Source organism: Acinetobacter sp. CAU_H_29a_1, assembly GCF_058599505.1.
Map to the genome: position 1 here is coordinate 1,723,248 of NZ_CM178655.1, position 26,166 is coordinate 1,749,413.

Annotated in this window: 21 protein-coding genes and 7 pseudogenes; 9 read left to right on the plus strand and 19 right to left on the minus strand. The window is 38.8% G+C overall.

What is annotated here, in order from left to right; genetic code table 11:
- Positions 1 to 10: 10 nt before the first annotated feature.
- Positions 11 to 1,186: pseudogene (locus AC4MDD_RS08500) on the plus strand (type VI secretion protein IcmF/TssM N-terminal domain-containing protein); the annotation flags it as partial.
- Here AC4MDD_RS08500 and AC4MDD_RS08505 read toward each other — a convergent pair.
- Positions 1,168 to 1,656: pseudogene (locus tag AC4MDD_RS08505) on the minus strand (helix-turn-helix domain-containing protein); the annotation flags it as partial. The pseudogenes AC4MDD_RS08500 and AC4MDD_RS08505 overlap by 19 nt on opposite strands.
- 274 nt (positions 1,657 to 1,930) lie before the next feature.
- Here AC4MDD_RS08505 and AC4MDD_RS08510 point away from each other — a divergent pair.
- Positions 1,931 to 3,021, plus strand: a protein-coding gene (locus tag AC4MDD_RS08510; protein WP_491881637.1) for an IS4-like element ISAba1 family transposase whose coding sequence is annotated in 2 segments (ribosomal slippage) — positions 1,931 to 2,471 and positions 2,471 to 3,021 — 1,092 coding nt in all. Because the reading frame shifts where the segments join, the coding sequence is not laid out codon by codon here.
- Positions 3,022 to 3,094: 73 nt separating this feature from the next.
- Positions 3,095 to 3,694: pseudogene (locus AC4MDD_RS08515) on the plus strand (site-specific integrase); the annotation flags it as partial.
- Here AC4MDD_RS08515 and AC4MDD_RS08520 read toward each other — a convergent pair.
- Positions 3,617 to 3,940, minus strand: coding sequence for a condensation domain-containing protein (locus AC4MDD_RS08520; protein WP_129556769.1), 324 nt, complete (start codon positions 3,938 to 3,940; stop codon positions 3,617 to 3,619). The pseudogene AC4MDD_RS08515 and the gene AC4MDD_RS08520 sit on opposite strands and share 78 nt — an antisense overlap.
- Positions 3,941 to 4,045: 105 nt before the next feature.
- Positions 4,046 to 4,552 (minus strand): GNAT family N-acetyltransferase, encoded by a 507-nt coding sequence (locus tag AC4MDD_RS08525; RefSeq protein ID WP_004692085.1) that lies wholly within the window; start codon positions 4,550 to 4,552, stop codon positions 4,046 to 4,048.
- Positions 4,553 to 4,925: 373 nt separating this feature from the next.
- Between AC4MDD_RS08525 and AC4MDD_RS08530 the strand changes: the two are divergent.
- A pseudogene (locus AC4MDD_RS08530) lies at positions 4,926 to 5,081 on the plus strand (VF530 family DNA-binding protein); the annotation flags it as partial.
- A gap of 323 nt (positions 5,082 to 5,404) precedes the next feature.
- On the opposite strand, the gene AC4MDD_RS08535 reads toward AC4MDD_RS08530, so the two are convergent.
- Genes AC4MDD_RS08535 through AC4MDD_RS08560 form a run of 6 tightly spaced genes read right to left on the minus strand, consistent with a single transcriptional unit; the run spans position 5,405 to position 12,228 of the window.
- A complete protein-coding gene (locus AC4MDD_RS08535) occupies positions 5,405 to 6,463 on the minus strand; it encodes a 2,3-butanediol dehydrogenase (protein ID WP_491882559.1) in 1,059 nt (352 codons plus the stop codon).
- A 21-nt stretch (positions 6,464 to 6,484) separates the two neighbouring features.
- Entirely contained in the window at positions 6,485 to 7,270 is a 786-nt protein-coding gene (locus AC4MDD_RS08540; protein WP_075166716.1) for an acetoin reductase, read from the minus strand.
- Positions 7,271 to 7,281: 11 nt separating this feature from the next.
- The gene (lpdA, locus tag AC4MDD_RS08545) at positions 7,282 to 8,682 is read right to left on the minus strand and encodes a dihydrolipoyl dehydrogenase (protein WP_491882560.1); all 1,401 of its coding nucleotides are present in this window, start codon (positions 8,680 to 8,682) and stop codon (positions 7,282 to 7,284) included.
- 11 nt (positions 8,683 to 8,693) lie between these two features.
- Entirely contained in the window at positions 8,694 to 10,229 is a 1,536-nt protein-coding gene (locus AC4MDD_RS08550; RefSeq protein WP_279745063.1) for a dihydrolipoamide acetyltransferase family protein, read from the minus strand.
- 1 nt (position 10,230) lies between these two features.
- The gene (locus tag AC4MDD_RS08555; RefSeq protein ID WP_048881927.1) at positions 10,231 to 11,250 is read right to left on the minus strand and encodes an alpha-ketoacid dehydrogenase subunit beta; all 1,020 of its coding nucleotides are present in this window, start codon (positions 11,248 to 11,250) and stop codon (positions 10,231 to 10,233) included.
- A gap of 15 nt (positions 11,251 to 11,265) precedes the next feature.
- Entirely contained in the window at positions 11,266 to 12,228 is a 963-nt protein-coding gene (locus tag AC4MDD_RS08560) for a thiamine pyrophosphate-dependent dehydrogenase E1 component subunit alpha (RefSeq protein WP_004979607.1), read from the minus strand.
- 341 nt (positions 12,229 to 12,569) lie between these two features.
- Between AC4MDD_RS08560 and lipA the strand changes: the two genes are divergently transcribed.
- Together lipA and AC4MDD_RS08570 are read left to right on the plus strand one after the other, a co-directional pair.
- Positions 12,570 to 13,544 carry a lipoyl synthase gene (gene lipA, locus AC4MDD_RS08565; RefSeq protein WP_491882561.1) on the plus strand — a complete coding sequence of 325 codons (975 nt, stop codon included), beginning with the start codon at positions 12,570 to 12,572 and terminating at the stop codon, positions 13,542 to 13,544.
- Positions 13,545 to 13,777: 233 nt separating this feature from the next.
- Positions 13,778 to 14,869: a sigma-54-dependent transcriptional regulator family protein gene (locus AC4MDD_RS08570; RefSeq protein WP_004979611.1), complete on the plus strand. Its 1,092-nt coding sequence runs from the start codon at positions 13,778 to 13,780 to the stop codon at positions 14,867 to 14,869.
- Between the two features lie 274 nt (positions 14,870 to 15,143).
- Here AC4MDD_RS08570 and istB read toward each other — a convergent pair whose 3' ends face one another.
- Both istB and AC4MDD_RS08580 read right to left on the minus strand, forming a co-directional pair.
- Positions 15,144 to 15,908 (minus strand): IS21-like element ISAba8 family helper ATPase IstB, encoded by a 765-nt coding sequence (gene istB, locus AC4MDD_RS08575; RefSeq protein WP_143002170.1) that lies wholly within the window; start codon positions 15,906 to 15,908, stop codon positions 15,144 to 15,146.
- Positions 15,908 to 16,396: pseudogene (locus tag AC4MDD_RS08580) on the minus strand (IS21 family transposase); the annotation flags it as partial. The pseudogene AC4MDD_RS08580 and the gene istB, both read right to left, overlap by 1 nt.
- A gap of 53 nt (positions 16,397 to 16,449) precedes the next feature.
- Between AC4MDD_RS08580 and AC4MDD_RS08585 the strand changes: the two are divergent.
- On the plus strand, positions 16,450 to 17,475 hold the full coding sequence (locus AC4MDD_RS08585) for an IS30-like element ISAba125 family transposase (protein WP_005100823.1): 1,026 nt from the start codon (positions 16,450 to 16,452) through the stop codon (positions 17,473 to 17,475).
- Here the strand turns inward: AC4MDD_RS08585 and AC4MDD_RS08590 are convergent.
- From AC4MDD_RS08590 to acuR, 5 genes and pseudogenes are all read right to left on the minus strand, one after another.
- Positions 17,473 to 17,937 (minus strand): annotated as a pseudogene (locus tag AC4MDD_RS08590) (IS5 family transposase); the annotation flags it as partial. The gene AC4MDD_RS08585 and the pseudogene AC4MDD_RS08590 sit on opposite strands and share 3 nt — an antisense overlap.
- A gap of 168 nt (positions 17,938 to 18,105) precedes the next feature.
- A complete protein-coding gene (locus AC4MDD_RS08595; protein WP_491882562.1) occupies positions 18,106 to 20,772 on the minus strand; it encodes an excinuclease ABC subunit UvrA in 2,667 nt (888 codons plus the stop codon).
- Between the two features lie 42 nt (positions 20,773 to 20,814).
- Positions 20,815 to 20,973, minus strand: coding sequence for a hypothetical protein (locus AC4MDD_RS08600; protein WP_004979619.1), 159 nt, complete (start codon positions 20,971 to 20,973; stop codon positions 20,815 to 20,817).
- A 93-nt stretch (positions 20,974 to 21,066) separates the two neighbouring features.
- On the minus strand, positions 21,067 to 22,044 hold the full coding sequence (acuI, locus tag AC4MDD_RS08605) for an acrylyl-CoA reductase (NADPH) (RefSeq protein ID WP_491882563.1): 978 nt from the start codon (positions 22,042 to 22,044) through the stop codon (positions 21,067 to 21,069).
- A gap of 83 nt (positions 22,045 to 22,127) precedes the next feature.
- Entirely contained in the window at positions 22,128 to 22,772 is a 645-nt protein-coding gene (gene acuR / locus AC4MDD_RS08610) for an acrylate utilization transcriptional regulator AcuR (protein ID WP_078389310.1), read from the minus strand.
- Between the two features lie 287 nt (positions 22,773 to 23,059).
- Between acuR and AC4MDD_RS08615 the strand changes: the two genes are divergently transcribed.
- Entirely contained in the window at positions 23,060 to 23,455 is a 396-nt protein-coding gene (locus AC4MDD_RS08615; RefSeq protein ID WP_039889777.1) for a transposase family protein, read from the plus strand.
- A complete protein-coding gene (locus AC4MDD_RS08620; RefSeq protein ID WP_005399975.1) occupies positions 23,403 to 23,873 on the plus strand; it encodes an IS5/IS1182 family transposase in 471 nt (156 codons plus the stop codon). Before AC4MDD_RS08615 ends, AC4MDD_RS08620 begins: the two co-directional genes overlap by 53 nt.
- Before the next feature lie 485 nt (positions 23,874 to 24,358).
- On the opposite strand, the pseudogene AC4MDD_RS08625 reads toward AC4MDD_RS08620, so the two are convergent.
- The 3 genes and pseudogenes from AC4MDD_RS08625 to AC4MDD_RS08635 form a co-directional block, all read right to left on the minus strand.
- A pseudogene (locus AC4MDD_RS08625) lies at positions 24,359 to 24,456 on the minus strand (IS5/IS1182 family transposase); the annotation flags it as partial.
- Between the two features lie 29 nt (positions 24,457 to 24,485).
- Positions 24,486 to 24,809 (minus strand): helix-turn-helix domain-containing protein, encoded by a 324-nt coding sequence (locus AC4MDD_RS08630; RefSeq protein ID WP_078389111.1) that lies wholly within the window; start codon positions 24,807 to 24,809, stop codon positions 24,486 to 24,488.
- Positions 24,794 to 26,125 (minus strand): type II toxin-antitoxin system HipA family toxin, encoded by a 1,332-nt coding sequence (locus tag AC4MDD_RS08635; RefSeq protein WP_078389110.1) that lies wholly within the window; start codon positions 26,123 to 26,125, stop codon positions 24,794 to 24,796. The genes AC4MDD_RS08630 and AC4MDD_RS08635 overlap by 16 nt, the downstream gene beginning before the upstream one ends.
- Between the last annotated feature and the right edge of the window lie 41 nt (positions 26,126 to 26,166).

Below are 26,166 nucleotides of genomic sequence, written 5' to 3' on the forward strand. Positions count from 1 at the left end.
AGAGAGTATTGTGAATTCTTTATTTTATAACGTCTTAGGTTATGTTTGGCAGTATGTGAGCAACCCTAAAGCCATTATGGCTATATCGGGTTTTGTCGCACTAATGGCCATGCATAACGTCATTCCAGCCAAATTTTTTTAGCCTTTAATGATTTGTTATGTAGTCGGGTTGATGCTGTGGGGGATTTATTTACTCATTGTACGTCGTCGACATGCTGCACAAGGTGAAGCTCTTGCCGATGCCATTGCACATGATACGCATGCGGAATATGGCAAACAAAAAAACAAAGATGAACTTCATTTAATTCAGCAACAAATGAAAGAATCTATTCAGTTGATTCGGAAATCAAAATTGGGGGATAAAAAGGGCAATGCTGCACTCTACGAGTTGCCATGGTATATGGTAATTGGTAATCCGGCTGCGGGTAAAAGTTCGGCCATTTATAACTCAGGTTTAAAATTTCCTTTTGAAGAAACTCATCAAAAATCAGTTTCTGCTGGATTAAGTGGAACCCGTCAATGTGATTGGTTTTTTTCAACAGAAGGCGTGTTATTAGATACTGCAGGTCGTTATTCCGTTTATGCGGAAGATCATTTTGAGTGGCTAGGTTTTTTAAATATTTTGAAAAAAAACCGCTCAAAAGCACCAATCAATGGCTTGATCGTGATTGTCAGTATTGCTGAGTTGGTCAGTAACAGCCCAGAAAAGTCGATCAAATTGGCAAAGAATTTACGTGCACGGATTCAAGATCTCACTGAGCGCCTAGAAGTTTTTTCGCCTGTTTATTTGGTCTTCTCTAAAATGGATCTGATTGCAGGTTTTACTGAGTTTTTTGAATGTTATGAAGTCGGTGAGTTTGATCAGGTTTGGGGGGCAACACTGCCTTATACAACCGATGGGGCCAATAATGCTGTTGAATTGTTTGAAAAACACTATTCCATCTTATATGACGGTTTAAAAGGCGTCAGTACGACACATCTCAGCCGCCGACACTCGCAGAATATTTCTCCAAGTGTCATGACATTTCCTTTAGAGTTTAAAAGCTTAAAGCCTGCATTAAAGACATTTATTGGCACGCTGTTTGAAGATAACCCTTATCAATTTAAACCTGTTTTCCGTGGCTTTTATTTCACCAGCGCACTTCAAGAAGGCATTATTGAAAGTCCAATGACCGAGCAATTAGCAGCGCGTCCTTCGAACCAGTCATGATATGAGCCATCAATCTGGATTAGCTCACCGAAGCAATCCCGGTTATAACGTGGCTGATATGGACGTTTAAGGCGCTTGGATCGTGGAATCCAGAGGTCATTTGCAGTCATCCAGCGCCGAAGCGTTTCTACCGGGATATTCAGGTCAAACATGCTGCTGAGCTTCTCATGGGCCAAGGTAGGTCCAAATCCCAGCAGATGTTCAGAAATAATGGAAAGACATTTTGATTTTAATAAATCATCATGGCGACGATGGCCAGGTTGACCACGACTGGCATGCGCCATACCTGAAACACCATCTTGATTGAGCTTCTGTAATAACCGGGTAATTTGACGGGTTGAAAGATTAAGGATTTCAGCAGCACGGACTTGTGTAATACGATAATCTCGAACGTCTTGCAGAACTGCAAGACGTTGAATTTCTTTGTCAGACATAGTGATCAGCATCTATATTTCATATCCAGTCCATGATGTTTAAGCCATCATAAACTAGACATTTTTATTGGTGAGAATATAGACACTTTAAATGGGTTCTAACACTTATATTGCGTATAATGTATATTATGTTAAATCCGATACACCTAACCATAACTTCATATCCTTCTTACTTAAACCAAAATTCAATAACTTAAGTGATTTCTATTTCACTTCTCTGTACACGACAAAAATAGATAACTCATTGAAATAATGTCACAATAATTGTTTTCTAACGACGAATACTATGACACATCTCAATGAGTTATATCTTATCTTAAACAAATCTCTAAAATGGAACAAGTCACATTTAAAGTGCTTTGCGCTCATCATGCTTGTGATTATTTTAAAGCAAACATGTAATCTTTCTTCTGCATCTAAAGCCTTGCCCATCAAGTGCTTACCACAATCATTTTATCGACGTATGCAGCGCTTCTTTGCAGGTCAGTATTTTGATTATCGTCAAATTTCTCAGTTGATTTTCAATATGTTTTCATTCGACCAAGTGCAACTGACTTTAGATAGAACCAATTGGAAATGGGGAAAACGAAATATTAATATCCTGATGCTCGCAATCGTTTATCGTGGAATAGCGATACCTATCCTTTGGACATTGCTTAATAAACGTGGAAATTCAGATACGAAAGAGCGTATTGCTTTGATTCAACGCTTTATAGCCATTTTTGGTAAAGACCGTGTTGTGAATGTGTTCGCAGACAGAGAGTTTATCGGTGAGCAGTGGTTTACATGGTTAATTGAACAAGACATCAACTTCTGCATTCGTGTTAAAAAAACTTCATTGTCACCAATCATTTAGGAAAGAATCATAAAATTAGTGATTTATTTCGCCATCTTAAAGTTGGTCAAATTGAATGTCGTAAACGACGGATTTTGGTTGGTCGGGTGAAACTATATATAAGTGCACTACAGTTAGAAAATGGAGAGCTTTTACTCGTCGTTTCTCCTCAGTTTAATGCCAATGCTATTCAGGATTATGCATTACGCTGGGAAATTGAAACCTTATTCAGTTGTCTCAAAGGACGCGGGTTTAATCTTGAAAATACGCGCTTGACAGACCCTAGACGAGTGAAAAAATTGATTGCGGTGTTAGCTATAAGCTTCTGTTGGTGTTACTTAACGGGTGAATGGCAACATGATCAAAAAAAAGCGATAAAAATAAAGAAGCATGGACGACTCTCAATGAGTTTATTTCGCTATGGTTTAGACTATGTTCAAATGGCGATTCAGCGTTTAATTGGTTTTGGGAAAAAAGAAGAGTTTAAGGAAATTTTGGCAATTTTAAGAAAGCAGAATCCTGATAGGATAAGGGTTCTGTGAAATTTGTCGTGTACAGAGATTTCACTTATAAAATATGATATGTTTACCTTGAGAATACTTCATAAACTTTACTATGTTTGCTTTAAAAACAATTCATTTAGAAAAGAAAGTCTCAAACGAAAATCAAATTATTCTTTTATTTGATCTAAATTCATCTTGTCCATGTTTGTACCCTATGCTGTACACAATGAAATTCCTTAGATTTCAAAGCATATCCACACAGCATGCAGATTTAATCGCAATAAAATTTTGGTATGAATTTTGGCATGAAAAGTTTTCAACATCCTTTTGTGAGTCGTTCTACTCGACATCCTACAATTTTGAGATCATTCAAGGTGAAATTGATAATTTCATTGTCTATTTAGAAAATAATAAAAAAGTTGATAGCAATCTTATTCGGCTAAGAAATACAGACCATACCAATTACACAACAATTGGTCATAGAATTAGATCCTTTCTAAAGTTTTACAACTTTTTGATTGATGAATACTTAAGCATCCAATCACAACCACAACTCACGTTAAAAGAAATTCAAAAAATTAAAGAAAACTTGAATAAATATATGACAATAAAGAAAAAAATTATAAATAACTTTTCAAAAGCCAATAAAACAATTAAAAGTGAGATAAATCATAATTTTAAGAGCATGAATCAGGAAATGATTAAAGGATTGTGCTGCAATGGTTTGTACTAAAAACTGGTCAGATATATTAAATGTGGTACGAAATATCTCATGACGACGCACAATTTCATTCAAGGCAGCTAGCATCTCTGGTATTTGAACTTGCCCAATTAGTCGAGTCATCGCAGATATATTATTAAATTCATTAACACATTTGACCTCCTCCTTGGACAGAAATTGCTCTTGTTCAAATGAAAGAGGAAAAAAATTAGTTGAATTTTTAATTAATGACTTCATTAATTATACTTCCAAAATTAATTTAATAGTACTCAACATATTCACCTACTAAATAGTAGAATATAATCTTGCACATTTTGATTTTTGACCAGTTCCTAATGCAAATTAAAATAATGCGGAACATTCCATTTTTTGATTTTTTTCACCAGAACTAAGTGGTAAAACCTCCCACTCAGATATAAAAACAAAACCATGTCTAGAATAAACATCAACAGCTCTAGAGTTTCCAGGTGATACACTTAATACAATCCTATTGTGCCCTTTAGAAATCGCTAGCTCCTTAATAGTAGAGATCAAAATATCTGCAATTCCCTTTCCACGAAATTTAGGATTTACCCACATCGCCACTAAGTTAAAATCATGAGCTGAATTTTGTATCCCGCCAACAATCCCAATAGCTTGGGTATCTTTGATTGCTAAAATATATTGATATTTAGTTTTATGCGCAGCCCTATCACGCCATTCAGATTCACTATATTTCTCAACAATGGCATAAGTGGCAGAAAAAACATCGGGACTATCTAGAAGTGACTCCAAACGAACTGTTTTAAGAATTTCCCAGTCTTCTTCTATAGTAAGACGTACCTCTATTTCATCCAAACCTTGACTCATTTAACACCTCTAAAGAATTCTTCTAAAAGTAGTAGATAATTAATTTAACTAACAACTCGATACTTTAAACATTTCGATATAACCAATATATTATTCAGCCATATTAGGTCTTTATTTCAATAAAATTAAACAATTTAAACCACCAACTTATCCGAACCCATAATTACAACCAAACCACCCTCAAGTTAATAATTTACACTTTCAAATAATTAGCACTATAAAAAACAAAAAAAATTAAGATAGTAAAATATATTTAACATGTTAAAATTCAAAAAACTCAACTTTATAAAAATACATACCCCTCACATCAAACCATTTTACACTAGTGGTTTTTTAAAATTAAAACATTTGAAATCATAACAACCTCTTCATTGAAGGCTTAAGTCGTAAAATTGAAATTAGATGTTTTTGTATAGATCCAAGTGTTAAGTCATCATTACGGTTTTTACGTACCACACCATGGGCACGTGAAAAAGTTGAAAGCTTATATTTGTATGTCTTACGTCAAAAAGCCAAACAAAAATCGTAGCTATCAAAACTCAGCATAATATTTTATACCAAACAGTAAACTAAAATTATTGAATAGCCAATGATTTTGTAGACACCTTTTAATTAGTGGTGGACTGCCATCACTCTCCTGGCAAAATTTAGTCTATATCCCTATGGTTTATTTAAAAACTTATTTTCTATCTTTACTAGGCTGTATGATCAAAATCATACTGGCACTCAACACTGTAAATTTGAGAATGAATCTGTACGTACAGACTCATTCCCTATCTATAAAGATATTAGAAATAGCTACATAGAGTTTATTTCTAGTTTATTCAAATTAGTCGTTCAAATTAGGCTTTACTATGGATGAACAATAATTTTTACAGCCGATTCATTATTATGAATCAACGTTTCAAAGCCTTTAGAAACAAGATCATCTAATGCAATACGTTGGGTAATAAAAGGTTCTAGATTAATCTTACCTTGCTCGACTAAACGGATAGTTTCCTGATGATCATTTACATAAGCAATCGTGCCACGAATATCTAGCTCTTTCATCACCACACTATGCACATTAATTGTGGCAGGATGGCTCCAAATAGAAACGATAACGACTACACCAGTTGGTTTCATTGCTGCAACGAGTGTATCCATGACTTTATTGACACTACTACATTCAAAAGCGACATCTACACCGCGGTCTTCTGTAATTTTCATTACCTCAGCAACTACATCAACCTTAGATGGGTCTAGTACATAATCGGCAACACCCGCTTCTATCGCTTTTTCTTTACGTTTTGCACTCAGTTCAGTAATGATGACCGTGAGACCTTTAGCCTTTAAAATAGCAGATAAAAGTAAGCCTATTGGGCCTGCTCCACCAACCAGTGCGATATCGCCAGCTTTTGCGCCACTTCTGACATAGGCATGATGACCGACAGATAAAGGTTCTATCAATGCTGCTTGGTCTAAAGGAATATCATTTGAAATAGGATGTACCCAACGCCGCTGAACTGCAATTTTTTCAGAAAGACCACCACCGCGTCCGCCTAAACCAATAAAGTTCATATTTTTTGATAAATGATACTTATCATTGGGGCCAGTCGGGACATCATCCGCAATAATATAGGGTTCAACTACGACATGTTGTCCAATTTGGATATCGTCTACACCCTCACCAACTGCATAAACTACGCCTGAAAATTCATGTCCCATTGTTACAGGTGCAGATTCTCCCGAAATTGGATGTGGGTGACCACAAGGTGGAATAAAAATAGGGCCTTCCATGAATTCATGTAAATCTGTACCGCAAATACCGCACCATGCAACTTGAATTCCAACTGTGCCTGGAAGTACTTTCGGTTCAGGGATATCTTCAATTCGAATATCCCCTCGATCATAAAAACTAGCTGCTTTCATTGTGTATTCCTTATGTTGATATTAACGGTAAACCATTCCACCATCTGTCAAAATAGACTGACCTGTAATATAGTTTGCATCCTCGCTGGCTAAAAATGCAACTAATGCAGCCACGTCATCTGGTGTTTCAGCACGTCCTAAAGCAATACCATCTACATATTTTTTATACGTTTGACCAATTGGTGCGCCTGTAATTTCAGAGAACCGCTGATCTATTTCGACCCACATGTCTGTACCAACAACACCCGGACAATAACTATTTACAGTAATTTTAGCACTGGCATATTCTTTAGCCGCAGCTTGCGTCAATGCACGAACTGCAAATTTAGTTGCTGAATAAACACCGAGTAAAGCAAAACCTTCATGGCCTGCTATTGAGCACGCATTAATAATTTTTCCAGCCTGTTGGCGTTGTTTAAATTTATTTGCTGCGGCTTGAATCCCCCAAAGTACACCACCGACATTGATGTTCATAATTTGGTTAAATTCACTCGGCGTTACTTCTGCCAAAGCTTTGACTTGTGCAATACCTGCATTATTAATCATGATATCAAAACCATTAAGTGTCGATTCTGCATGATTAATAGCGTCACTGATTTGTATTGGATCTGAAATATCCGCAATAAATGTGGTGGCTTTTACGCCAAAGGCTTCAACCTCTTGTTGAACAGTATTTAACTTTTCTTGGTGAAGATCGACCAATCCAATATGAACACCTTCTTGTGCTAAACGTAAGGCAATACCGCGTCCAATACCTTGTGCCGCACCCGTAATTAATGCAACTTTATTGTTTAAACCTCTAGGCATGTTGCGACTCCTTAAATATGGATTGCACGTTGCATCGCCGACAAGACCGACTCATGCATCGCCTCAGACAAAGTAGGATGAGGGAAAATGACCTGCGCTAAGCTTTCATCTGTAGCTTCTAGGTATTTCGCGATGGCAAACCCTTGAATGTGTTCGGTGACTTCATGTCCAACCATGTGAGCACCCAACAATTCACCTGTTTCCTGACTAAAAATGGTTTTAACAAATCCTGCGCTATCGCCCAAAGCCAATGCTTTACCATTCGCTTGTAAAGGAAACTTACCCACATTGATATTCAAGCCCGCAGCTTTCGCTTTCTGTTCTGTCAAACCAATACTGGCCACTTGTGGATGGGTAAAGATACAGCCCGGAATTTGTGTACGATCTAAAGCATGTACATGACTTAGGCCTGCAATTTTCTCCACACAAAGAATGGCTTCATGACTGGCTTTGTGTGCCAAACACGGTGCACCTGCGACATCACCAATTGCATAAATGCCCACTACATTGGTTTTACACCATGAGTCGACTTTAATAAAACCATTCTCAAATTCAATTCCCAAAGCTTCTAGGCCAAGATTTTCAGCATTCGGTTTCACGCCAATAGCTGAAAGCACCTTTTCAACAGTAATTATTTGCACACCTGTGGCAGTTTCAATATGACAATGTACTTGAGCCTGATCAGTTTCTATTTTTTTTACAGTCGCTTCGGTTAAAACCTGCATACCCTGCTGTTCAAATTGCTTTTGTACATACTTCGCAACCTCAATGTCTTCGCTAGGGAGAATCTGCTTGGCAATATCAACCAAGGTGACTTGGCAGCCTAAGTCTTGGTATAGGCTTGCAAACTCACTGCCTATAGCCCCCGAACCAATGACCAGTAAAGATTTTGGTAATTGTTCTGGAACTAAAGCCTCTTTATAACTCCAGACCTGATGGCCATCTACAGGAATATGAGGCAAATTGGCCGCACGTGCACCTGTTGCGACAATAATATGCGGTGCAGAAATCTGCTGTTTTTGACCATTCGCATCTGTAAGCTCTAATCGCTCTTTGGCAATAAACTGGGCTACTGCGTTAAAAACAGTGATTTGATTTTTTTTCAATAGTTGACCGATACCTTGCACCAGTTGTTCAGAAACCTGTCTGCTATGATGGACCAGTTTTTGAATATCAAAATCAATCGCGTTAAGCGTAAAGCCAAACTGCCCTGCATGTTTGAACTGCTGCGCAAGCACAGCCCCGCTCAATAATGCCTTGGTTGGAATGCATCCCCAATTAAGACATACTCCGCCTAAGTGTTGTTTTTCAACGATTGCCGTTTTTAATCCCAGTTGCGCTGCGCGAATCGCAGCGACATATCCTCCAGGACCAGCACCAATAACCACAAGATCAAATTGTGTATCTGACATGACTATTCCTCCTACACCAAAATTAATGCAGGATTTTCGACAAACTGCTTAAATGCCGATAAGAATTGAGCACCCAACGCACCATCAATGACACGATGATCACAAGACAATGTTGCGGTCACCATTTCACGAACAACAATCTCATCATTTTCAACGACAGCACGTTTCTCTGCTGCACCTAAGGCCAGAATTGCACCTTGAGGTGGGTTAATAATGGCATCAAACTGTTGAATACCCAGCATTCCCAAATTGGAAATACTGAAACTGCCACCTTGAAACTCATCAGGTGCTAGTTTTCCAGTTTTGGCACGTGTCGCCAGATCGCGCATATCATTGGAAATTTGCGCCAAAGATTTACGGTTCGCTGATTTAATAATTGGCGTGATCAGTCCATTTTCGATGGCCACAGCAACCGAAATATCAGCCTGTTCAAACTGTAAAATCTGCTGATTTTCTTCATCAAACTGAACATTGACCTGTGGAACTTTGATCAGTGCGGCAGCAGCAGCTTTAATCAGCATATCGTTAATGGACAGCTTGACTTGCGGTACGGTACTGTTAATTTGCTGACGCAAAGCCTGAACCGACTCAACATTTAAGTCTATCGTTAAGCGAAAATGTGGTGCATTGCGTTTCGCAGCCTGTAAGCGCGAAGCAATTGCTTTACGCATACCATTCATAGCTACAGTAGTGAATTTTGCGGACTCTGCTGGATGCGCATGATCAGCATGTTGAGCTTGTACAGGGTTTTCACGTTGATATACAGCTTCAACATCTTCCTTACAGACTCGTCCACGTGAACCCGATGCACGACAATCATGCAAATTAATGCCCCATTGTCTTGCCAAACGGCGGGCAACAGGTGTCGCTAGAACATCACTATCATCTGCTTTAGATTTCGCGGCTTTGGTACTGGCTTGATGACGCACATCTGGCCAAGAACCACCAGCAGCTTGAACTGCGGTCTGAATATCTTGAACACTAATACGACCTTCACGTCCAGAACCCGTAATCTGAGACAAGTTTACATTATGCTTTTCAGCCAATTTCAAGGCATGTGGCGTTGCAAAAATATCATCGCTTTGTTGGTAGCCTTGTAACGCAGCAGGAATAGAATATCCGCCCTGAGTCACCGCTTTTGATCCATTACCAACACTGTTCTGTTTAGGAGCAGCTTGCACTTTGGTTTCAACTTGAGCTACAGCTACTTTTTCAGGAACCGCTGCTACCGCTTTATTTTCTGTTACAGCAGGTGTTCCACCTAAGGACTGTGCAAATGCTTCAACTTCTGTATCTGAAACTTGAGCGTCTGCACAAATTGCAATAACTCCACCTACGACCAGAGTGTCACCATCTTTAGCAATAATTTTTCGTAGCAGGCCATCAAAAGGTGCCTCCAATACATTGACGATTTTTGTGGTTTCAATTTCACAAATTTCCTGTCCTTTACTAAATTGGGTACCTTCCTGAATCAGCCATTGGGCAATCGTACCCTCTTCCATGGACAAACCCCATTTTGGGATTTCTAAAGTTTTAATTTCGCTCATCCTAAGCCTCCAACGTCTTGCGTACAGCCTGTTCGATGCGTTCTACACTTGGTAGCCATTCTTTTTCTAATACTGGTGAAAATGGTACGGGTGAGTGTGGTGGAGTGACTAATTCGATTGGTGCTTTAAGATAATGAAAGCCTTTCTGGGCAATAAGCGCAGCCACATCATGTCCGAAACCACAACGTGCTGCTGATTCATCTACAATCACCACACGACCTGTTGAAGCTACTGACTCTAAAATACCGTCTTCATCTAATGGCGAAATGGTTCGAGGGTCAACCACTTCAACCGAAATGCCTTCTTTTGCGAGCTTATCAGCGACTTCATTGGCACGATGCACCATCAAACTTAAGGCAATAATGGTGATATCTGTGCCTTCACGGGTGTAATTTGCGACACCAAAAGGAATAGTGTAGGACTCATCTGGCACTTCGCCCTTAATGTCGTACAACAACTTGTGTTCACAAAAGACTACTGGGTCGTCATCTCGAATGGCTTGAATCAACAACCCTTTCACATCATATGCGCTCGAAGGCACCACCACTTTTAAGCCTGGCACTGAGGCAAACACGTTATATGGCGACTGAGAATGCTGCGCTGCTGCGGAAAAACCTGCACCGATCATGCCACGTACAACGAGTGGCGCTTTGGCTTTGCCGCCAAACATGTAGCGAAATTTAGCTGCTTGGTTATACAGCATGTCATAACACACGCCGTAAAAATCCATAAACATTAAATCTGCCACAGGTCTTAAACCCGTTGCAGCAGCACCTGCCGCCATACCAATAATCGCTGATTCTGTAATTGGAGTATCAATGACTCGTTCAGAACCAAATTCAGTCCATAAGCCTTTGGTTACACCAAGTACACCGCCAAAACCTTCCAGTTTATTGTCATCGGTATTTTTGCCACCATGCCCACCACGAACATCTTCACCGACCACAATGACACTCGGATCTCGGCGCATTTCTAATTCAATTGCTTCTTTAATCGCGTTTCGATAACTTTTATTTGGCATTTTTCTACTATTCCTTTAGTAAGAGACGTAAACATCAGTAAGTAACTGAGAGACTTCTGGGTACTTAGCTGCGCGTGCTTTTGCAACGGCATCGTCTACATTGGCTTTAGACTGGGCATCAATCGCATCCAGTTTGGCTTCGTCAATTTTATCCTTGACTTTTTCACGGAATATTTTCAATGGGTCTTTATGTTCTTTGACATAATCCAGTTCTTCTTTGGAACGAATAAGCCCCGGATCACCTTCAAAATGTCCATAAAAACGGTTGGTTACCGTTTCAATCACACTCGGACCTTCACCACAGCGGGCACGTTCAATGGCTTTTTGTGCAACTTCATACACAGCAAAAAAGTCTGTTCCATCTACTTTTTCAGCAGGTAAGCCAAAACCTGCCGCTCGACCTGCAATGTCTTTACTGCCTACGGCATAGTCATGTGCAGTACCTTCACCAAAACCGTTATTTTCAAAAACAAAAATGACAGGGAGCTTTAACACGACAGCCATATTAATGGCTTCAAAAGTTAAGCCCTGATTTGACCCGCCATCACCGGTAAATGACAGACCAATACCCCCATTCTTGAGTGTTTTGGCACTTAAAGCAGCACCAATCGCTAAAGGTGGACCACCACCCACAATACCGTTTGCACCAAGCATGCCTTTATCTAAGTCCGCAATGTGCATTGAGCCGCCTTTACCACGACACAAACCATCATCTTTGCCAAAAATTTCTAACATCATGGCGTGAATGTCACAGCCCTTAGCAATACAATGTCCATGACCACGATGCGTTGATGTAATGAAGTCCTTGTCTGTTAAATTTTCACAGATCCCTACGGCAATAGCTTCCTCACCGCTATATAAATGGATGAAACCGGGAATATCACCTGTATTATTTTCATCGTGAAGTCGATCCTCAAATTCACGAATGTCGCGCATTCTTTTGTATGCTGCTAGCAATTGCTCTTCCGTTAATTGCATATCTTTGTTCCTTATTAACTACGCTTAAAAGAAAATCCAAAAATTAATGGTTGGATTTTTAAACCGTATATTTATATAAATATATTTTTATTTAATTTCATATTAGACTAAAAAAATATAATGCATTAAGAGATGGGAAAAATATTAAAAACAGAAGGTTATGAACTTAAAAATTTTTTAAAATTTTACAATGGTTCAATCACTTATGAAAACAAACCTTTAACCAACCTTTATTTTATATGATAAGTTTTTTGCACTGTTTTAATATTATTAAAGCACCTAAAAGAGCTTATTTAATATCGGGATCTATATTAATTATTTTAAATGATGGAGTGTTTGTAATGGATTTAAATAACACAGTATTAACTGGAAAAAAGCTACGTGGCGCTGAAAAAATGGCGCGTATTCCAATTAAAGTTGTTCCAACAGAAACGACACCGAAAAAGCCAGAATGGATTCGGAGTAAAATTAGTCAACCTGAGGAAGTTCAAATCATTAAGGATTTATTACGACAACAGAAACTACATACGGTTTGTGAAGAAGCGGCCTGCCCTAATTTGCCACAATGCTTTAGCGGAGGGACTGCAACGTTTATGATCATGGGAGATATTTGTACTCGCCGCTGTCCATTCTGTGATGTCGCACATGGTCGTCCTAATATCCTAGATCCTAATGAGCCAAAGCATCTGGCTGAAACAGTCAAGAATCTAAACTTAAAGTATGTCGTGATTACTTCTGTTGATCGAGACGACTTAAAAGATGGTGGCGCACAGCATTTTGCAGATTGCATTCGAGAAATTCGTCAAACCAGTCCAGAAACTCTGATAGAAATTTTGGTTCCTGATTTTCGTGGTCGTGCAGATATTGCCCTGAAGATTCTGAGCCAAAACCCACCCGATGTTTTTAATCATAATATTGAAACCGTTCCACGTCTGTATAAAGCCATGCGACCAGGCGCTGACTATAAGCACTCATTGGATTTACTCAAAAAATTTAAACACTACTGTTCTGAAATTCCAACGAAATGTGGTTTGATGGTAGGTTTAGGAGAAGTCGAGGCTGAGGTTATTGTGTTATTAAATGATTTGAAAGATTATCAAGTGGACTATGTCACAATCGGTCAATACTTACAGCCATCTAAATCTCATGCGCCAATTCATCGTTTTGTTACGTTGCAAGAGTTTAAGCATTATCAAACACATGGAGAGCGCTTAGCGTTTAAAAATATTTGGAGTGCGCCATTAGTACGATCAAGTTATTTTGCAGACCGTCAGTATCATGGTGAAGCTGTGCCTAGCCCTTACATGAGCGAATGAATTTTCATCCTATTTACGTTTATTAACATTTCAGATGGAAATAGCCATTTTCAGCTCATAAGAACACTTTTAAAGTAACTCAAGGACTGGTAAAGCCAAAAGATATGATTTAACCAAGCAAAGATAAAAGCATTTAAAATTGAAGCAAGAAGAAATGACGTAAATGACTATAAATTTGGAAACTCATTTCTAAAATTTAAAAATATTACAGTCTGATCATAAAGGAATATGATATGAACCTGTTCAATACCGCATCTGCAAAAAATCTGCAAACAACCCATTTAATTAATCAACATACTGTTCATGCCGCTCCTGTTTTAGCCTTACCTCCAGAAGATAAAACTTCTTTATTTCGCCGCTCTATCCAACATAATTATGCCGACTTACTCAAAATAGCTGATGATTCAGATATGGCGATTGGTCTCACAGATCATCAAGGTACTCTCTTATGGACATGGAGTAGTTCTGTAATGCTTTCTTCTGCCGAACAGGTTCATTTTATTGAGGGTGGGCATTGGTCTACACAGGCTGTTGGGACCAATGCGATAGGTATGACTTTAAACAGCCAAATATCAAGTTGTGTCTATTCTCATGAAAACCAAATGGACAGTGTTCGAGATTGGGTTTGTTATGCCGCGCCGATCTGGGATCCGACATCAGGGCAATTTCATGGCATTATTAACCTTTCCACAAAATATAAAAAACATACTCCTTTGGGGCTGCTTGCAGTTGAACGCTGTGCGGATTTAATACAACGAGCCATAAAGTTTGAACAGCAGAATTTTTTATACATTAAGGCGCTAGGCTCGCCTTGGGTTCAATTTAATGGGCATACCTTGAACTTGAGTCACCGTCAAATTGAAATACTTTGCATTTTAGCTTTGCACCCCCATGGCATTGGTTTAGAAGAGTTACACTATGCCCTTTATGGTGAGCGTAGTGTCAGCTTAAAAACCCTAAAGGCTGAGCTTTCACAACTTCGTAGCCTATTACCTCATTCAATTGAGCCTCGGATTTATAGGCTTAGCTGTGAAGTCCAATGTGATTTTTTAAGTGCTGAACAATCATTAAATGCAAATCTTATTTCCAGTACATTCTCGCTATATAAAGGTAGCTTTCTCTCTAAATCAGAAAGCCCTTTACTCAGCACTTGGAGACATTGTTTTGATGCCCGTTTAAGCCAGTTGATCTATCAAATAAAGGATATCGATCAATTATTAAGAATTATTGGGCAAACACATGACCGAATTGATGCGGTACAGCGTTTATTAGAGTTATTACCACAGGACAGTATCCACCGTAATTATTTTTCAAATCTGATTTAGATTTGATCTGTTGCTTCAACTCTAAAGTTTTATTGTGAAGCAGATTGAAAAGGAAGTATGATTTTCATACTTCCTTTAATAAAATTTAAAATTGAGAACTAAATACAGTGAAGTCTAGTAATTCACTTACCCAGCTTTGACACCTAGTTTGTCGCTGCAAGGTGTATCTATGCCATTACTACAGCTTTGCCGTTGTCAACGGCATTCTAAAATTGCCCCCCTTTACCTTACAAATGGCAAAGTAAAATAGACCCCCTTGATTTCGTATTAAGTTTCAACCTGAGGTTGAATCCCTATTCTTTTTTATCTTCAAACGATAACTCTCACCCGATATTTGTACCACATGACAGTGATGCAATAACCGATCTAACATCGCAGCGGTCAACGTGACATCATCTGCAAAGGATTTGGACCATTGGCTAAATGGTAAGTTACTCGTCAATATCGTACTGGCTTTTTCATAACCCTTGGCAATCACGTTAAAGAATAGATTCGCTTCTTCACGTCCAAAGGGTAAATAACCAATTTCATCGATAATCAGTAATTTCGGGGCGAGTATCACGCGTTGCATATAAGTTTTCAATTTACCTTGCTGATAGGCTGTACTCAGTTGCAGCATTAAATCCGCTGCGGTAATGAACTTGATCTTAATGTTGTTCATGATGGCCTTATAGCCTAATGCCATAGATAAATGCGTTTTTCCTACTCCGCTAGCCCCCAGAAACACCACATTTTCTGCTCTAGCAATAAAGCTCAGATTGAACAGTTCAATCACCTGTGATTTAGGGGCCCCTAGGGCATAATTAAAATCATAGTCTTCCAGGGTTTTGACTTGAGGCAGGCCTGAGAGTTTCATCAGTACCTGCTGACTGCGCTGTTGCCTGGCAGCATATTCATGCGTCAAGATCGCTTCAACAAAGTCGGCATAACTTCCATCCTGACCTAATGTTTGTTGTGCATGATGTGACCATTGTGATGCGATGGCAGGCAGATTGAGCTTTTGGCAAAGCTGCTCTATACGGTCGTATTGCAGATTCATCAGGAAACTCCCAGCAACTGGTCATATACAGATAAGGGATGCTGCAAACTCTCGTAGGGCATGACATGCTGTGCTGCTGCAACAGGTACAGTGCCAGAACCTGTATCTGATTGCGGTAATGGCGTAAATTTTTGCTGCTCCTGTTGCAGTCGAACAGCCGGTTTTTCTTGCGTGGTGGCATGAATCCGCTGATTGGCGGTTTCATGCAGCCACCAGCCAATGTGGGCATTGGCAACATCAACATCTAACAGTAAACCCGAAGTCTTCAGGCTTGCTTTCAATGGCACAATAAAGCTTGATTTGAGGTATCCATTAAAGCGTTCAACTTTGCCTTTGGTCTGTGCACGATAGGACTTACATACGCGAGGACGAAAGCTGTACTTCTTGGCGCAGTCGAGCAGTTTGGGATTCCATTTATGCTGCCCCTCCTGATAGGCATCCCGTTCAATCATGATCGTTTTAGCGTTATTAAACAGGATTTCCTGAGGGCAGAGTAAAACTTGAAGTGCGACATAAACCACCTAATTAATTTAAAAGGTTTATGGAGTATATAAAATTGTCATACCATCATCTTAACTTTGAAGATCGTACTGCATTAATGCTTGAGTCAAGAAAAGAAGGCTTTTCAGCCAGAAAATTTGCTGAACTTATTAAAAGACATCCTAGTACGATCTATCGTGAGCTTAAAAGAAATAGCATCAATGACGTTTATCAAGCTCAATATGCTTCTGATAACACTTTTGCTAGACGTAGACGTGGTCACAGAAAACTCAAAATCGATTCAATCCTCTGGAAATTTATTGTTGAAGCGATCCGTTGTTTATGGTCTCCTCAGCAAATAGCAAAGCGTTTAAAGACATTTCCTGATTTGGATCAAACAATGAATGTAAGCCATACAACGATTTATTCAACGATACGAGCATTACCAAAGGGTGAGTTGAAAAAAGACTTATTATCCTGTCTGCGTCATGAAAATAAAAAGCGAAAAGCTAACGGTGAACCTAAAAAAGATTCTATATTACAGGATATTAAAACTATTCATGAGCGCCCAGCCGAAGTTCAAGAAAGAAAAATACCGGGTCATTGGGAAGCTGATTTAATTAAAGGTAAAGACAATAAAAGTTCGATAGCAACACTTATTGAACGAAATACACGGCTCTGTATCTTGGCAACATTACCTGATGCAAAGGCAGAATCAGTGCGCAAGGCTTTAACTGAAGCTCTGAAATATTTACCTGCAGAACTGCGTAAAACGTTGACCTATGACCGTGGACGCGAGATGGCAGAACATAAAATACTTGAAGAAGATTTAGGCATAGATGTATATTTCTGTGACCCACATTCACCCTGGCAAAAAGGCACATGCGAAAATATGAATGGTTTAATTAGGCAATATTTACCTAAAGGGATTGATTTAAATCAGGCAGATCAGCATTATTTAAATCAAGTTGCCATGTCACTGAATACTCGTCCTAGAAAAGCGTTAGATTGGCTTACACCATTAGAGAAATTTGCTCAGCTTGTTGATTATCATAAGACTTTTCAAACTGTCGCACCTCATGTTTGAATTCGCCCCAATATGTAGTTTACGCCATTGGCGACGATATTCAGGTCCATGTTTCTTGCGTTTCCATTCGCCCTCACCTAGAAACTTCATGCCTGTAGAGTCCATGAGTAGATGCAGCCCATCGCTACTTTTTTGGTAGCTGATTACAATATCAATATGCTTTTGTCTTCTACAAAGCGTGGTGTAATCTGGAGCTATCCAATTTAATCCGCAAAGTTTAATCAGACTTTGCACAAAGCCAGTGACCATACGTAAAGACAGACGGAATAAGGATTTAATCATTAAGCAGCATTGGATGGCTGCGTCGGAGTAGGTTTGATTTCGCCCTTGTTTGCCTTTTGATGGCGCATACCATTGCGTAGCAGGATCAAACCAAATGGCAATATTTCCGCGACTCATGAGTGCTCGGTTATATGCGGGCCAATTGGTTGTGCGGTAGATTTTGTGTGTAGGCTTCTTCATTTGAAAATTATATCGCTGAAAAAAACGTTACAGATAGGGTTGTGCAACAAAGCCCTTAGTTGAAAAAAAACTTTTAGATTTCATGCACACACACCACCTAAAACAAAAAAATATCTGATTGATTTTACAGGATTTTAATTTAAGTCTTTATTCTACTCACTCGCAATATCAACGTTTAGTATCACGACTCACTAACTCATTAACTAAATATGGAGCAGTACGGCTATCTTGATTTTCTGTTATTTGTTTTGGTGTTCCTGCCACAACAATATTCCCACCAGCATTTCCAGCACCTGGTCCCACATCAATCACCCAATCTGCTTGTGCAACGGCACGCATATCATGCTCAATCATAACCACGGTATTACCCGCATCGACTAATCGCTGCAATTGAACTAACAATCGATCTACATCTGATGGATGCAAACCTGTAGTTGGCTCATCAAGTATATACAGTGTATTTCCACGCTGATTGCGTTGCAGCTCGGTCGCCAATTTAATACGTTGCGCTTCTCCACCAGATAGTTCAGTCGCTGGTTGCCCTAAACGTAAATAACCAAGGCCAATTTCCTTTAATAATTGTAGTGAACGAGCAATCGAGACCTCTCCATCAAAAAAATCACGTGCTTCATTGACGGTCATTCCTAATACTTCAGCAATATTACGTCCATTCCAGCGAATTTTCAGAGTGTCATCATTATATCGAGCACCATGACATGTCGGACAAGGGGCATATACACTTGGCATAAACAATAATTCTACACTGACAAAGCCTTCACCTTCACAAGTTTCACATCGCCCTTTAGCCACATTAAACGAAAAACGTCCAGCATCATAATGAGCTTGGCGAGCTTCAGGAGTCCCAGCAAATAACTTTCTAACATGATCAAATAAACCCGTATAAGTTGCCAGATTAGAACGTGGAGTACGGCCAATTGGTTTTTGATCAACCTGTACCAGACGCTGTATAGCCTCCACATCACCAGCCAGAGAACCCTGTGTAACCTCGGTAACCAACATTCCTTCATTTAAAGGATTATTTTCATTATTGTTTTCAGTTTCAGATTCATTGCCTAAATATGAAAGTACTAACTCGGGTAAAGCTTGAGAAACGAGACTAGATTTACCTGAACCTGAAATACCTGTAACTGCTGTAAGTACACCAAGAGGTATACGAGCATCAACATTATGCAGGTTATGTCGGTAAATATTGTTAAGTTCAAGCCAACCAGAGGGTGTACGTCCATAACTTTGAGTAACTGGGATTTTATTAAATAAATAACTTGCAGTACGTGAAGCTGAAATCTCACTTAAACCCTGAGGTACTCCACTATATAAAATATTACCACCTTGCTCTCCTGCATCTGGTCCAACATCCACTAACCATTGAGCACGACGCATGAGCTCTAAATCATGCTCTACAACAAATACGGAGTTTCCAGCGTCTCTTAATTTATCGAGAGAATCATATAATGACTGACTATCTGAAGGATGTAATCCAGCAGACGGTTCATCCAGTACATAAACTACACCAAATAGCATAGAACTTAATTGTGTTGCTAAACGCAAACGTTGTAACTCTCCCGCTGAAAGAGTCGGTGTGGCTCTATCTAATGTTAGATAACCAAGACCTAACTGGCGTAATTGATTTAAACGCCCCACCACACCATTTGCTAAACGCTGGGCAGCAATTTTCTTTTCATCTGAAAGTGCTGACGTACGTCTTACATCTGGAGATACAGAATGCACAGCTCTACCTGTTGTTGCTCGTTCAGATCTATCAAGTTGGGTTACTTTATTATTAGTCTTTTCTCCAGCATCATGAGCGTCGAAATTGCCAAGAACAATGGGCTCAAGCAGGCAAGTTAACTTATCCAAAGAAAGTTGCATAAACTCACCAATATCTACTCCAGCAAAGGTAATAGATAAGGCTTCTGGTTTAAGGCGTTTACCATGACAGGAAGGGCATATTTTTCCTTCCATAAAACGTGAAACACGTTTTTTCATCAACGTACTTTGGGTATTAGCAAAAGTATGAAGGACATAGCGACGAGCACCAGTGAAAGTGCCCATATAGCTGGGTTCTAGTTTACGTTTAAGTGCAGATTGAGTCTCAGCGGGGCTTAAACCAGCATAGACAGGAACTGTTGGGGTTTCTTCAGTAAATAAAATCCAGTCTCTATCCGATTGCGGTAAATCTTTCCATGGTCGATCAACATCATACCCTAGGGTTACTAGGATATCGCGTAAGTTTTGCCCGTGCCAAGCAGGTGGCCATGATGCGATAGCTCTCTCACGAATACTGAGTGTTGGGTCAGGAACTATTGTCGATTCTGTAACTTCATAAATGTGACCTAAACCATGACAGGTAGGACAAGCACCTTGAGGAGTGTTCGGTGAAAAGTCCTCGGCATATAACATTGGCTGATCGGCAGGATATGCACCAGCACGCGAATAAATCATTCGCACGAGACTTGATAAAGTTGTTACACTTCCAACAGAAGAACGGGTATTACTTGCACCACGTTGTTGTTGCAATGCTACTGCTGGTGGTAGACCATCAATAGCATCAACATCTGGTACTCCGGCCTGATCTATTAAGCGTCTTGCATAAGGTGCAACAGATTCGAAATATCTTCTTTGTGCTTCAGCAAAAATAGTTCCAAAAGCAAGTGATGATTTTCCTGAACCCGATACACCTGAGAAAACAACAAGTGCATTTCTTGGGATAGAAACATCTACATCCTTAAGGTTATGCTCACGTGCACCTCGAACTTCAATACAATTATTAGATAAAGTAATGTTATTGTGTTCACCAAAAGAATGTATTTTCATGTTTCTACGAGCCTGTAAATTATTTTGTGTAAGTCCCATTTTTTATAAATGATCTTTTAATCGATCATCGAACTGAATCGTAAAACAATTCATTGCTAAACTAATACATTTAAATATGGCTGTCATTTGGTTTAAATCTTCAGGAGTTTTTAAACCTTTAGCTAATTCAGCTGTCATACTTTTGATTGTAGCTTCATCCATGTGAAGTACCTCTTTTTATTATCCTCAGTAGGATAAATGAAAATTAAGTACTTACACAAAATTTAGAACAGTCCCACAACTCATTTTGTTGAACTATATCTGTACAACAACTCTACCTCGAATTTTTCCATCTAAAATTTCATTTGAAATATTTAAAGCATCTGTTAACTGAATTTCAGTCGTTACTGTTTCTAATTTTGTTTGATCTAATTCTGTAGCCAAACGTTCCCATGCTTCTTTTCTTAATTCGATTGGTGCCATCACGCTATCAATTCCATATAAGGTAATCCCTCTTAGAATAAATGGAGCAACTGTTGCTGGAAAATCCATTCCGCCTGCCAAACCACACGCAGCAACTGCACCACGATATTTTGTACTAGCACATGCATTGGCTAAAGTATGGCTTCCAACAGTATCAATCACGCCAGCCCAAACTTCTTTGTTTAATGGCTTTCCTGGGGAAGATAATTCAATACGATCAATAATTTCACTCGCACCTAGATAGGTTAAATATTCTGACTCTTGAGGTCGACCAGTTGAAGCTGTAATCTCATAACCAAGATAATTCAAAATAATAATGGCAATACTACCTACTCCACCATTTGCACCTGTCACTAAAATTTTTCCATCACTTGATTTAATACCATGCTTTTGTAAAGCCATGACACACAACATTGCGGTATAACCTGCTGTACCAATAACCATCGTATCTTTAAAAGAAAAAGCAGAAGGTTTTTGTATGAGCCAATCACCAGAAACAGTGACTTGCTCGGCTAGCCCTCCAAAATACTTTTCACCCACTCCCCAACCATTTAGTAGAACTTCATCTCTTTCTTTCCATGCTGGATGTTTTGATTCAATCACAACACCCGAAAAATCGATGCCTGGGGTCAAAGGAAAACTACGCACTACTGGTGAACGCCCAGTAATGGCTAAAGCATCTTTATAATTGAGTGTTGAATATTTGACTTCGACTCTAACCTCTCCTTCTTGTAAAGGCTTTGATGCAATCTCAGTAATTTGTGATGTGTAACCTGCTTCATCTTTAGTAATTACAATACCTTTGTACATAGAACTTCCTCTCTATTTAATTAGACTGCTTATCTAGAATTAATTAAAAAAATAAATACAGACGTCTGCATTTATTTTTTTAATTAACTTTTTACGTGATTTTGTTGTTTTACAGCTAAAGTAAACAAGCGATAAAATGCATCTAAGGGACTTGTTGATTTGACCAAACGCGCTCTTAGAACTGCACCTTCCCACCCAATCCAAAACTGATAAGCAGCTTCATCGCAATCAGCTAGGCTATATTGTGAATTTGACTGATGTAGGCAATCAGAAACTAATTTCTCCCATACCTTAAAGATACTTTCGATTCGGGCAATGATTTCTTGTGGCAAATACGACACTTCTTGTCCTAAGTTACCTAAAATACAACCTCGTTTAAAATCATATTTTTGCATTTTTTCACCCGCATCTTTTACAAAATTTTGCAGCTTTTCTAGTGGGGAAAGATCAGTTTGACTTAAAAACTTATTCAATCGCTTCACAAAATAAAGCTCATAAGCATCTAAGACTTCTAAAATAAAAGCCTCTTTATTTACAAAATAATGGTAGAAAGACCCTTTAGGAACTTGGACTGATTTCATGAGATCGTCCAAGCTCATAGCATTCATTCCACGTTCGGTCAGTAACTCAATACCTCGGCGGATTAAAACTTCTTTAGTGTCTGCATAGTTACAACCGTGTTTGGTTGGTCGACCACGTGGTCTTTTGGGTAAAGAAGAATAATTCATATAATGAAAATAGACTATGTGACTAGAAATATCAACAATAAGATTATTTGATTGAAAATTTTATCTAAACGGCATCTATTTCTTTGCTGGGAGAACTTAGCCTTTTATATAAATGTACTTAAAAATTCTACGAGTTCATGAACTCATTTTTAATAAATTCCTATTACTTTTATTCAAAATATTGAAATTAATAAATATATTAGATCTCTTTCATAAATCAAAAAACGACCTATCTATTGCTGATTATTTGTACCGAAGAATCTTAAACATTCAGGCATAATCTTTGAATGAAATACATCTATTCAAAGAAGCTTTCTGAAACACAGTTTAAGCGATATACCGGCATCTCATGGTCAACCTTTAATTTAATGGTTGAGCAATTGAAAATGCATGTTCCTGCCAAAGGTAGACCATCTAAATTAAGCCTAGAAGATCAGATTCTCTTATGCTTAAGCTATTGGCGTGAATACCGAACATTATTCCATGTCGCAACAAGTTATGGCGTGTCAGAGCCCACTGCTTCAAGAATCGTACACCATGTAGAGGACTGCCTCATCAAGTCCAATTTATTTAATTTACCAAAGCATTTGCCTGAAGGCGAAGGTATTGACTGGAATGTGGTGATCGTAGATGCCACAGAAATTCCAATACAAAGGCCTAAAAAAACAGAAGAAAAGCTATAGTGGTAAGAAGAAGGCACATACTTTCAAAGTTCAAGCCATTGTTCATTATAAAACTCAGCAAATTCTGAGTTTATGCACAAGTCGTGGTGCTGTACATGATTTCGAACTTTTCAAACGCAATTTGAATCAGATTCCTGCAAGTGCCTTTATACTTGCAGATAAGGGTTATCAAGGGATTTACACAGTGTATCGAAATAGCCTATTGCCATTAAAAGCAAAAAAACGCTGCAAACTAGATCCTGAGCTAAAGCTTTACAATCGAGAAATTAACAAAAGAAGAATTGGCATTGAGCATGTATTTGGCAGTTTGAAAACCTTCAAAATCCTTGCTGAGCGATATCGCAATCGAGGAAAAAGATTGGGATTGAGGTTCAATCTAATTGCTGGGATCTATAATTTGGAACTGAGTAAAAAATGATTTATGAAAGAGGTCTATTGTAAAAATAATTTATAAACTAGATTTTAGGTAAACATAAGTTAAATGGAGTACCTGAGGTTGTGGCCTACGCAACTCAGTTGGTGCCACAGATCAGCATCGTGAATCTGCACAATTATATTCACGCTGCTGACTACGCCAATGAACATAATATACGTTATGCCGAAATCTACGCGCGCAGCCTATCGATGTGATGATCTAACTTGATAAAAAACTGTTTGAGCTGATCTATTTCTTTATCGTTATCTAATTCTGAATTTTGCAGTTGTTCTAGCACGGTCTCTAGTAGATCGCGCATGTACACATAGTCAGCCTTGGTTAAAACACCCTTTGATCTGTCGTAGCTTCCAGTTTTGTACAAATGTGGGTTTACACGCATAAATCTTTACCGGCATCTTATTAGAGGGGGTTTTCAATCCCCACTGTAAACTCGCTGTATTCGATTGTTTTTTGTTCTCAGGCAGATCAATCTCGTTGAATTGACTGTCAAAATTCCTTGAACTGAGTTTATCGCCTAATAACTTGATGCACAGCGTGACCATTTTTTCCATAGTGTCCTGCCTAGATGGTCAAAATAGCTTCAATCTTAAGCTTTTAATCACTAGATGGCTGAATAATCTTGTGAACGATATGCTCATGTGTCGGTACGAGGCCAGCTTTTAAGCCAAGTGGTTTAAACACCTTATCTAACACGACCTGAGTCAGTTGACCTTTGTCCTGTTCAATGTCGGTTAAAGTACGCCGACTGATTCCAACCATTGTTGCATATTTTTCTTGAGATAGCCCCAATACATTTTTGCGCAAGTGGTTCAGCAGTTGCCCCAAGGTAATTTTACCGAATAAATATTGCGTATATAAATCAATGAGCAATTGCTGACGGTCAAGTGGCTGATTTTCCTTTTTCATAATAGCTCCCATCGACTCAATTTGGCTTCAATAAAGTCATATCCTAGACCTGGCATATCTATAATCGTTTGGGGAACACCTTTATTGATTAATTGCTGTTTGAGACCAATAAGTTTGCTCGCCAATGTTTTCAATGTACTTAAAGATATTTGTGGTTCACACCAATGTGCAAGATTTCGGCTAATACTTTCCCAGCGGTATTCCCCTCCTTCTTCATACGGACTTCCCCATGTTGTTGATCTCGTGACAACTTCTGGATCGGCTTTCATTGGGGCAAAGTCGTAAATTGGAGCAAGAAATATTCGTCCTGATTTTTTTAAGAATGACGTATTACGGCCGTGATTATCTGAGTTACCAAAAATGATATTCAGCAAATCCCTTTGTAACCACTCACAAACGAATTGCGAAGAATCAAAGTTTTTGTCCACCGATTTTAATAAGGTACAAAGCGTGTCTATGACCTCAAAATGATTCAAATGGCTCCCTGATGTTTTATTCAATACGGAATAAACTGACTCAAGCCCGAGTCGATGCCATTGTTGATTACGCCACTCTGTGTCAAATCTCGGCAACCATAACGAAGGGTATTTCTGACCTTCAATCAGCTTCATCTGAGAAGTTTCAATTGTTGTAAATCCAAGTTCATTCAGGACATGATAAAAATGATATTCTGCTCTCAATATGTCGCAATCTATTGCACTACGCTTATTTCGAGGGAATTTAACTAGATAATGCTGATCTGGTTCATCAAAAGAATTTTGATAGGTATCAATCCAAACTTGCTGATCCTTTGACACGCGAATTAATAGTTTTGGAGCCTCACCTCCTGCACCAGTTGCACCGCCACTAATTGCACCCATTTGTTGTGCGTATTCGAGAAAATCAACATTTCGTTCTGTAACATCACCAGTAGTGAACTTGCGTAAGTGTAATGTTGATTCTGGATTGATCGGAGGAACTGACTCCTTAACTCTTAGATTCCCTACAGGAGCAATTGTACCTTTTGCCAATAAAGTAAAATCTTGTTCTGCTGATGAGAGTTTTTGCAAACCTAGATATTGAACCAAATAACGTCGAGCAGCACCAGATGGAACAATATCATCTAAAAAACTAAACCAGACTTTCGATTCATGTTGAATAAGAATTTGAATAGGAAGTGCTAAGCTACATGCATGTTCATCTCTCTTATCTAGATAAGAAATGGCATATTCTAATTCGTAGGCTAACTCACACGCACTTGCAGAACCTTTATGTGGTTCTAATATTTTAAGTTCTGCTATATCTAGCCATTCTGTATCGAGAAGAGCTTGAATCGTTAATTTTTCCATAAATATTAATGAACAAATATTTTCTCAAAAATACCATAAAA

Coding starts and splice junctions, on each gene's coding strand:
- AC4MDD_RS08525 (WP_004692085.1), bottom strand. CDS start 4,552: ATGAGTCAAGGTTTGGATGAAATAGAGGTACGTCTTACTATAGAAGAA.
- AC4MDD_RS08535 (WP_491882559.1), bottom strand. CDS start 6,463: ATGAAAGCAGCTAGTTTTTATGATCGAGGGGATATTCGAATTGAAGAT.
- istB (WP_143002170.1), bottom strand. CDS start 15,908: ATGAATCTGCAATACGACCGTATAGAGCAGCTTTGCCAAAAGCTCAAT.
- AC4MDD_RS08630 (WP_078389111.1), bottom strand. CDS start 24,809: ATGGGAGCTATTATGAAAAAGGAAAATCAGCCACTTGACCGTCAGCAA.
- AC4MDD_RS08585 (WP_005100823.1), top strand. CDS start 16,450: ATGGAGTATATAAAATTGTCATACCATCATCTTAACTTTGAAGATCGT.
- AC4MDD_RS08540 (WP_075166716.1), bottom strand. CDS start 7,270: ATGCCTAGAGGTTTAAACAATAAAGTTGCATTAATTACGGGTGCGGCA.
- AC4MDD_RS08555 (WP_048881927.1), bottom strand. CDS start 11,250: ATGCCAAATAAAAGTTATCGAAACGCGATTAAAGAAGCAATTGAATTA.
- AC4MDD_RS08560 (WP_004979607.1), bottom strand. CDS start 12,228: ATGCAATTAACGGAAGAGCAATTGCTAGCAGCATACAAAAGAATGCGC.
- AC4MDD_RS08620 (WP_005399975.1), top strand. CDS start 23,403: ATGCCACAGAAATTCCAATACAAAGGCCTAAAAAAACAGAAGAAAAGC.
- AC4MDD_RS08635 (WP_078389110.1), bottom strand. CDS start 26,125: ATGGAAAAATTAACGATTCAAGCTCTTCTCGATACAGAATGGCTAGAT.
- acuI (WP_491882563.1), bottom strand. CDS start 22,044: ATGTACAAAGGTATTGTAATTACTAAAGATGAAGCAGGTTACACATCA.
- lipA (WP_491882561.1), top strand. CDS start 12,570: ATGGATTTAAATAACACAGTATTAACTGGAAAAAAGCTACGTGGCGCT.
- lpdA (WP_491882560.1), bottom strand. CDS start 8,682: ATGTCAGATACACAATTTGATCTTGTGGTTATTGGTGCTGGTCCTGGA.
- AC4MDD_RS08600 (WP_004979619.1), bottom strand. CDS start 20,973: ATGGATGAAGCTACAATCAAAAGTATGACAGCTGAATTAGCTAAAGGT.
- AC4MDD_RS08615 (WP_039889777.1), top strand. CDS start 23,060: ATGAAATACATCTATTCAAAGAAGCTTTCTGAAACACAGTTTAAGCGA.
- AC4MDD_RS08570 (WP_004979611.1), top strand. CDS start 13,778: ATGAACCTGTTCAATACCGCATCTGCAAAAAATCTGCAAACAACCCAT.
- AC4MDD_RS08520 (WP_129556769.1), bottom strand. CDS start 3,940: ATGAAGTCATTAATTAAAAATTCAACTAATTTTTTTCCTCTTTCATTT.
- AC4MDD_RS08550 (WP_279745063.1), bottom strand. CDS start 10,229: ATGAGCGAAATTAAAACTTTAGAAATCCCAAAATGGGGTTTGTCCATG.
- acuR (WP_078389310.1), bottom strand. CDS start 22,772: ATGAATTATTCTTCTTTACCCAAAAGACCACGTGGTCGACCAACCAAA.
- AC4MDD_RS08595 (WP_491882562.1), bottom strand. CDS start 20,772: ATGAAAATACATTCTTTTGGTGAACACAATAACATTACTTTATCTAAT.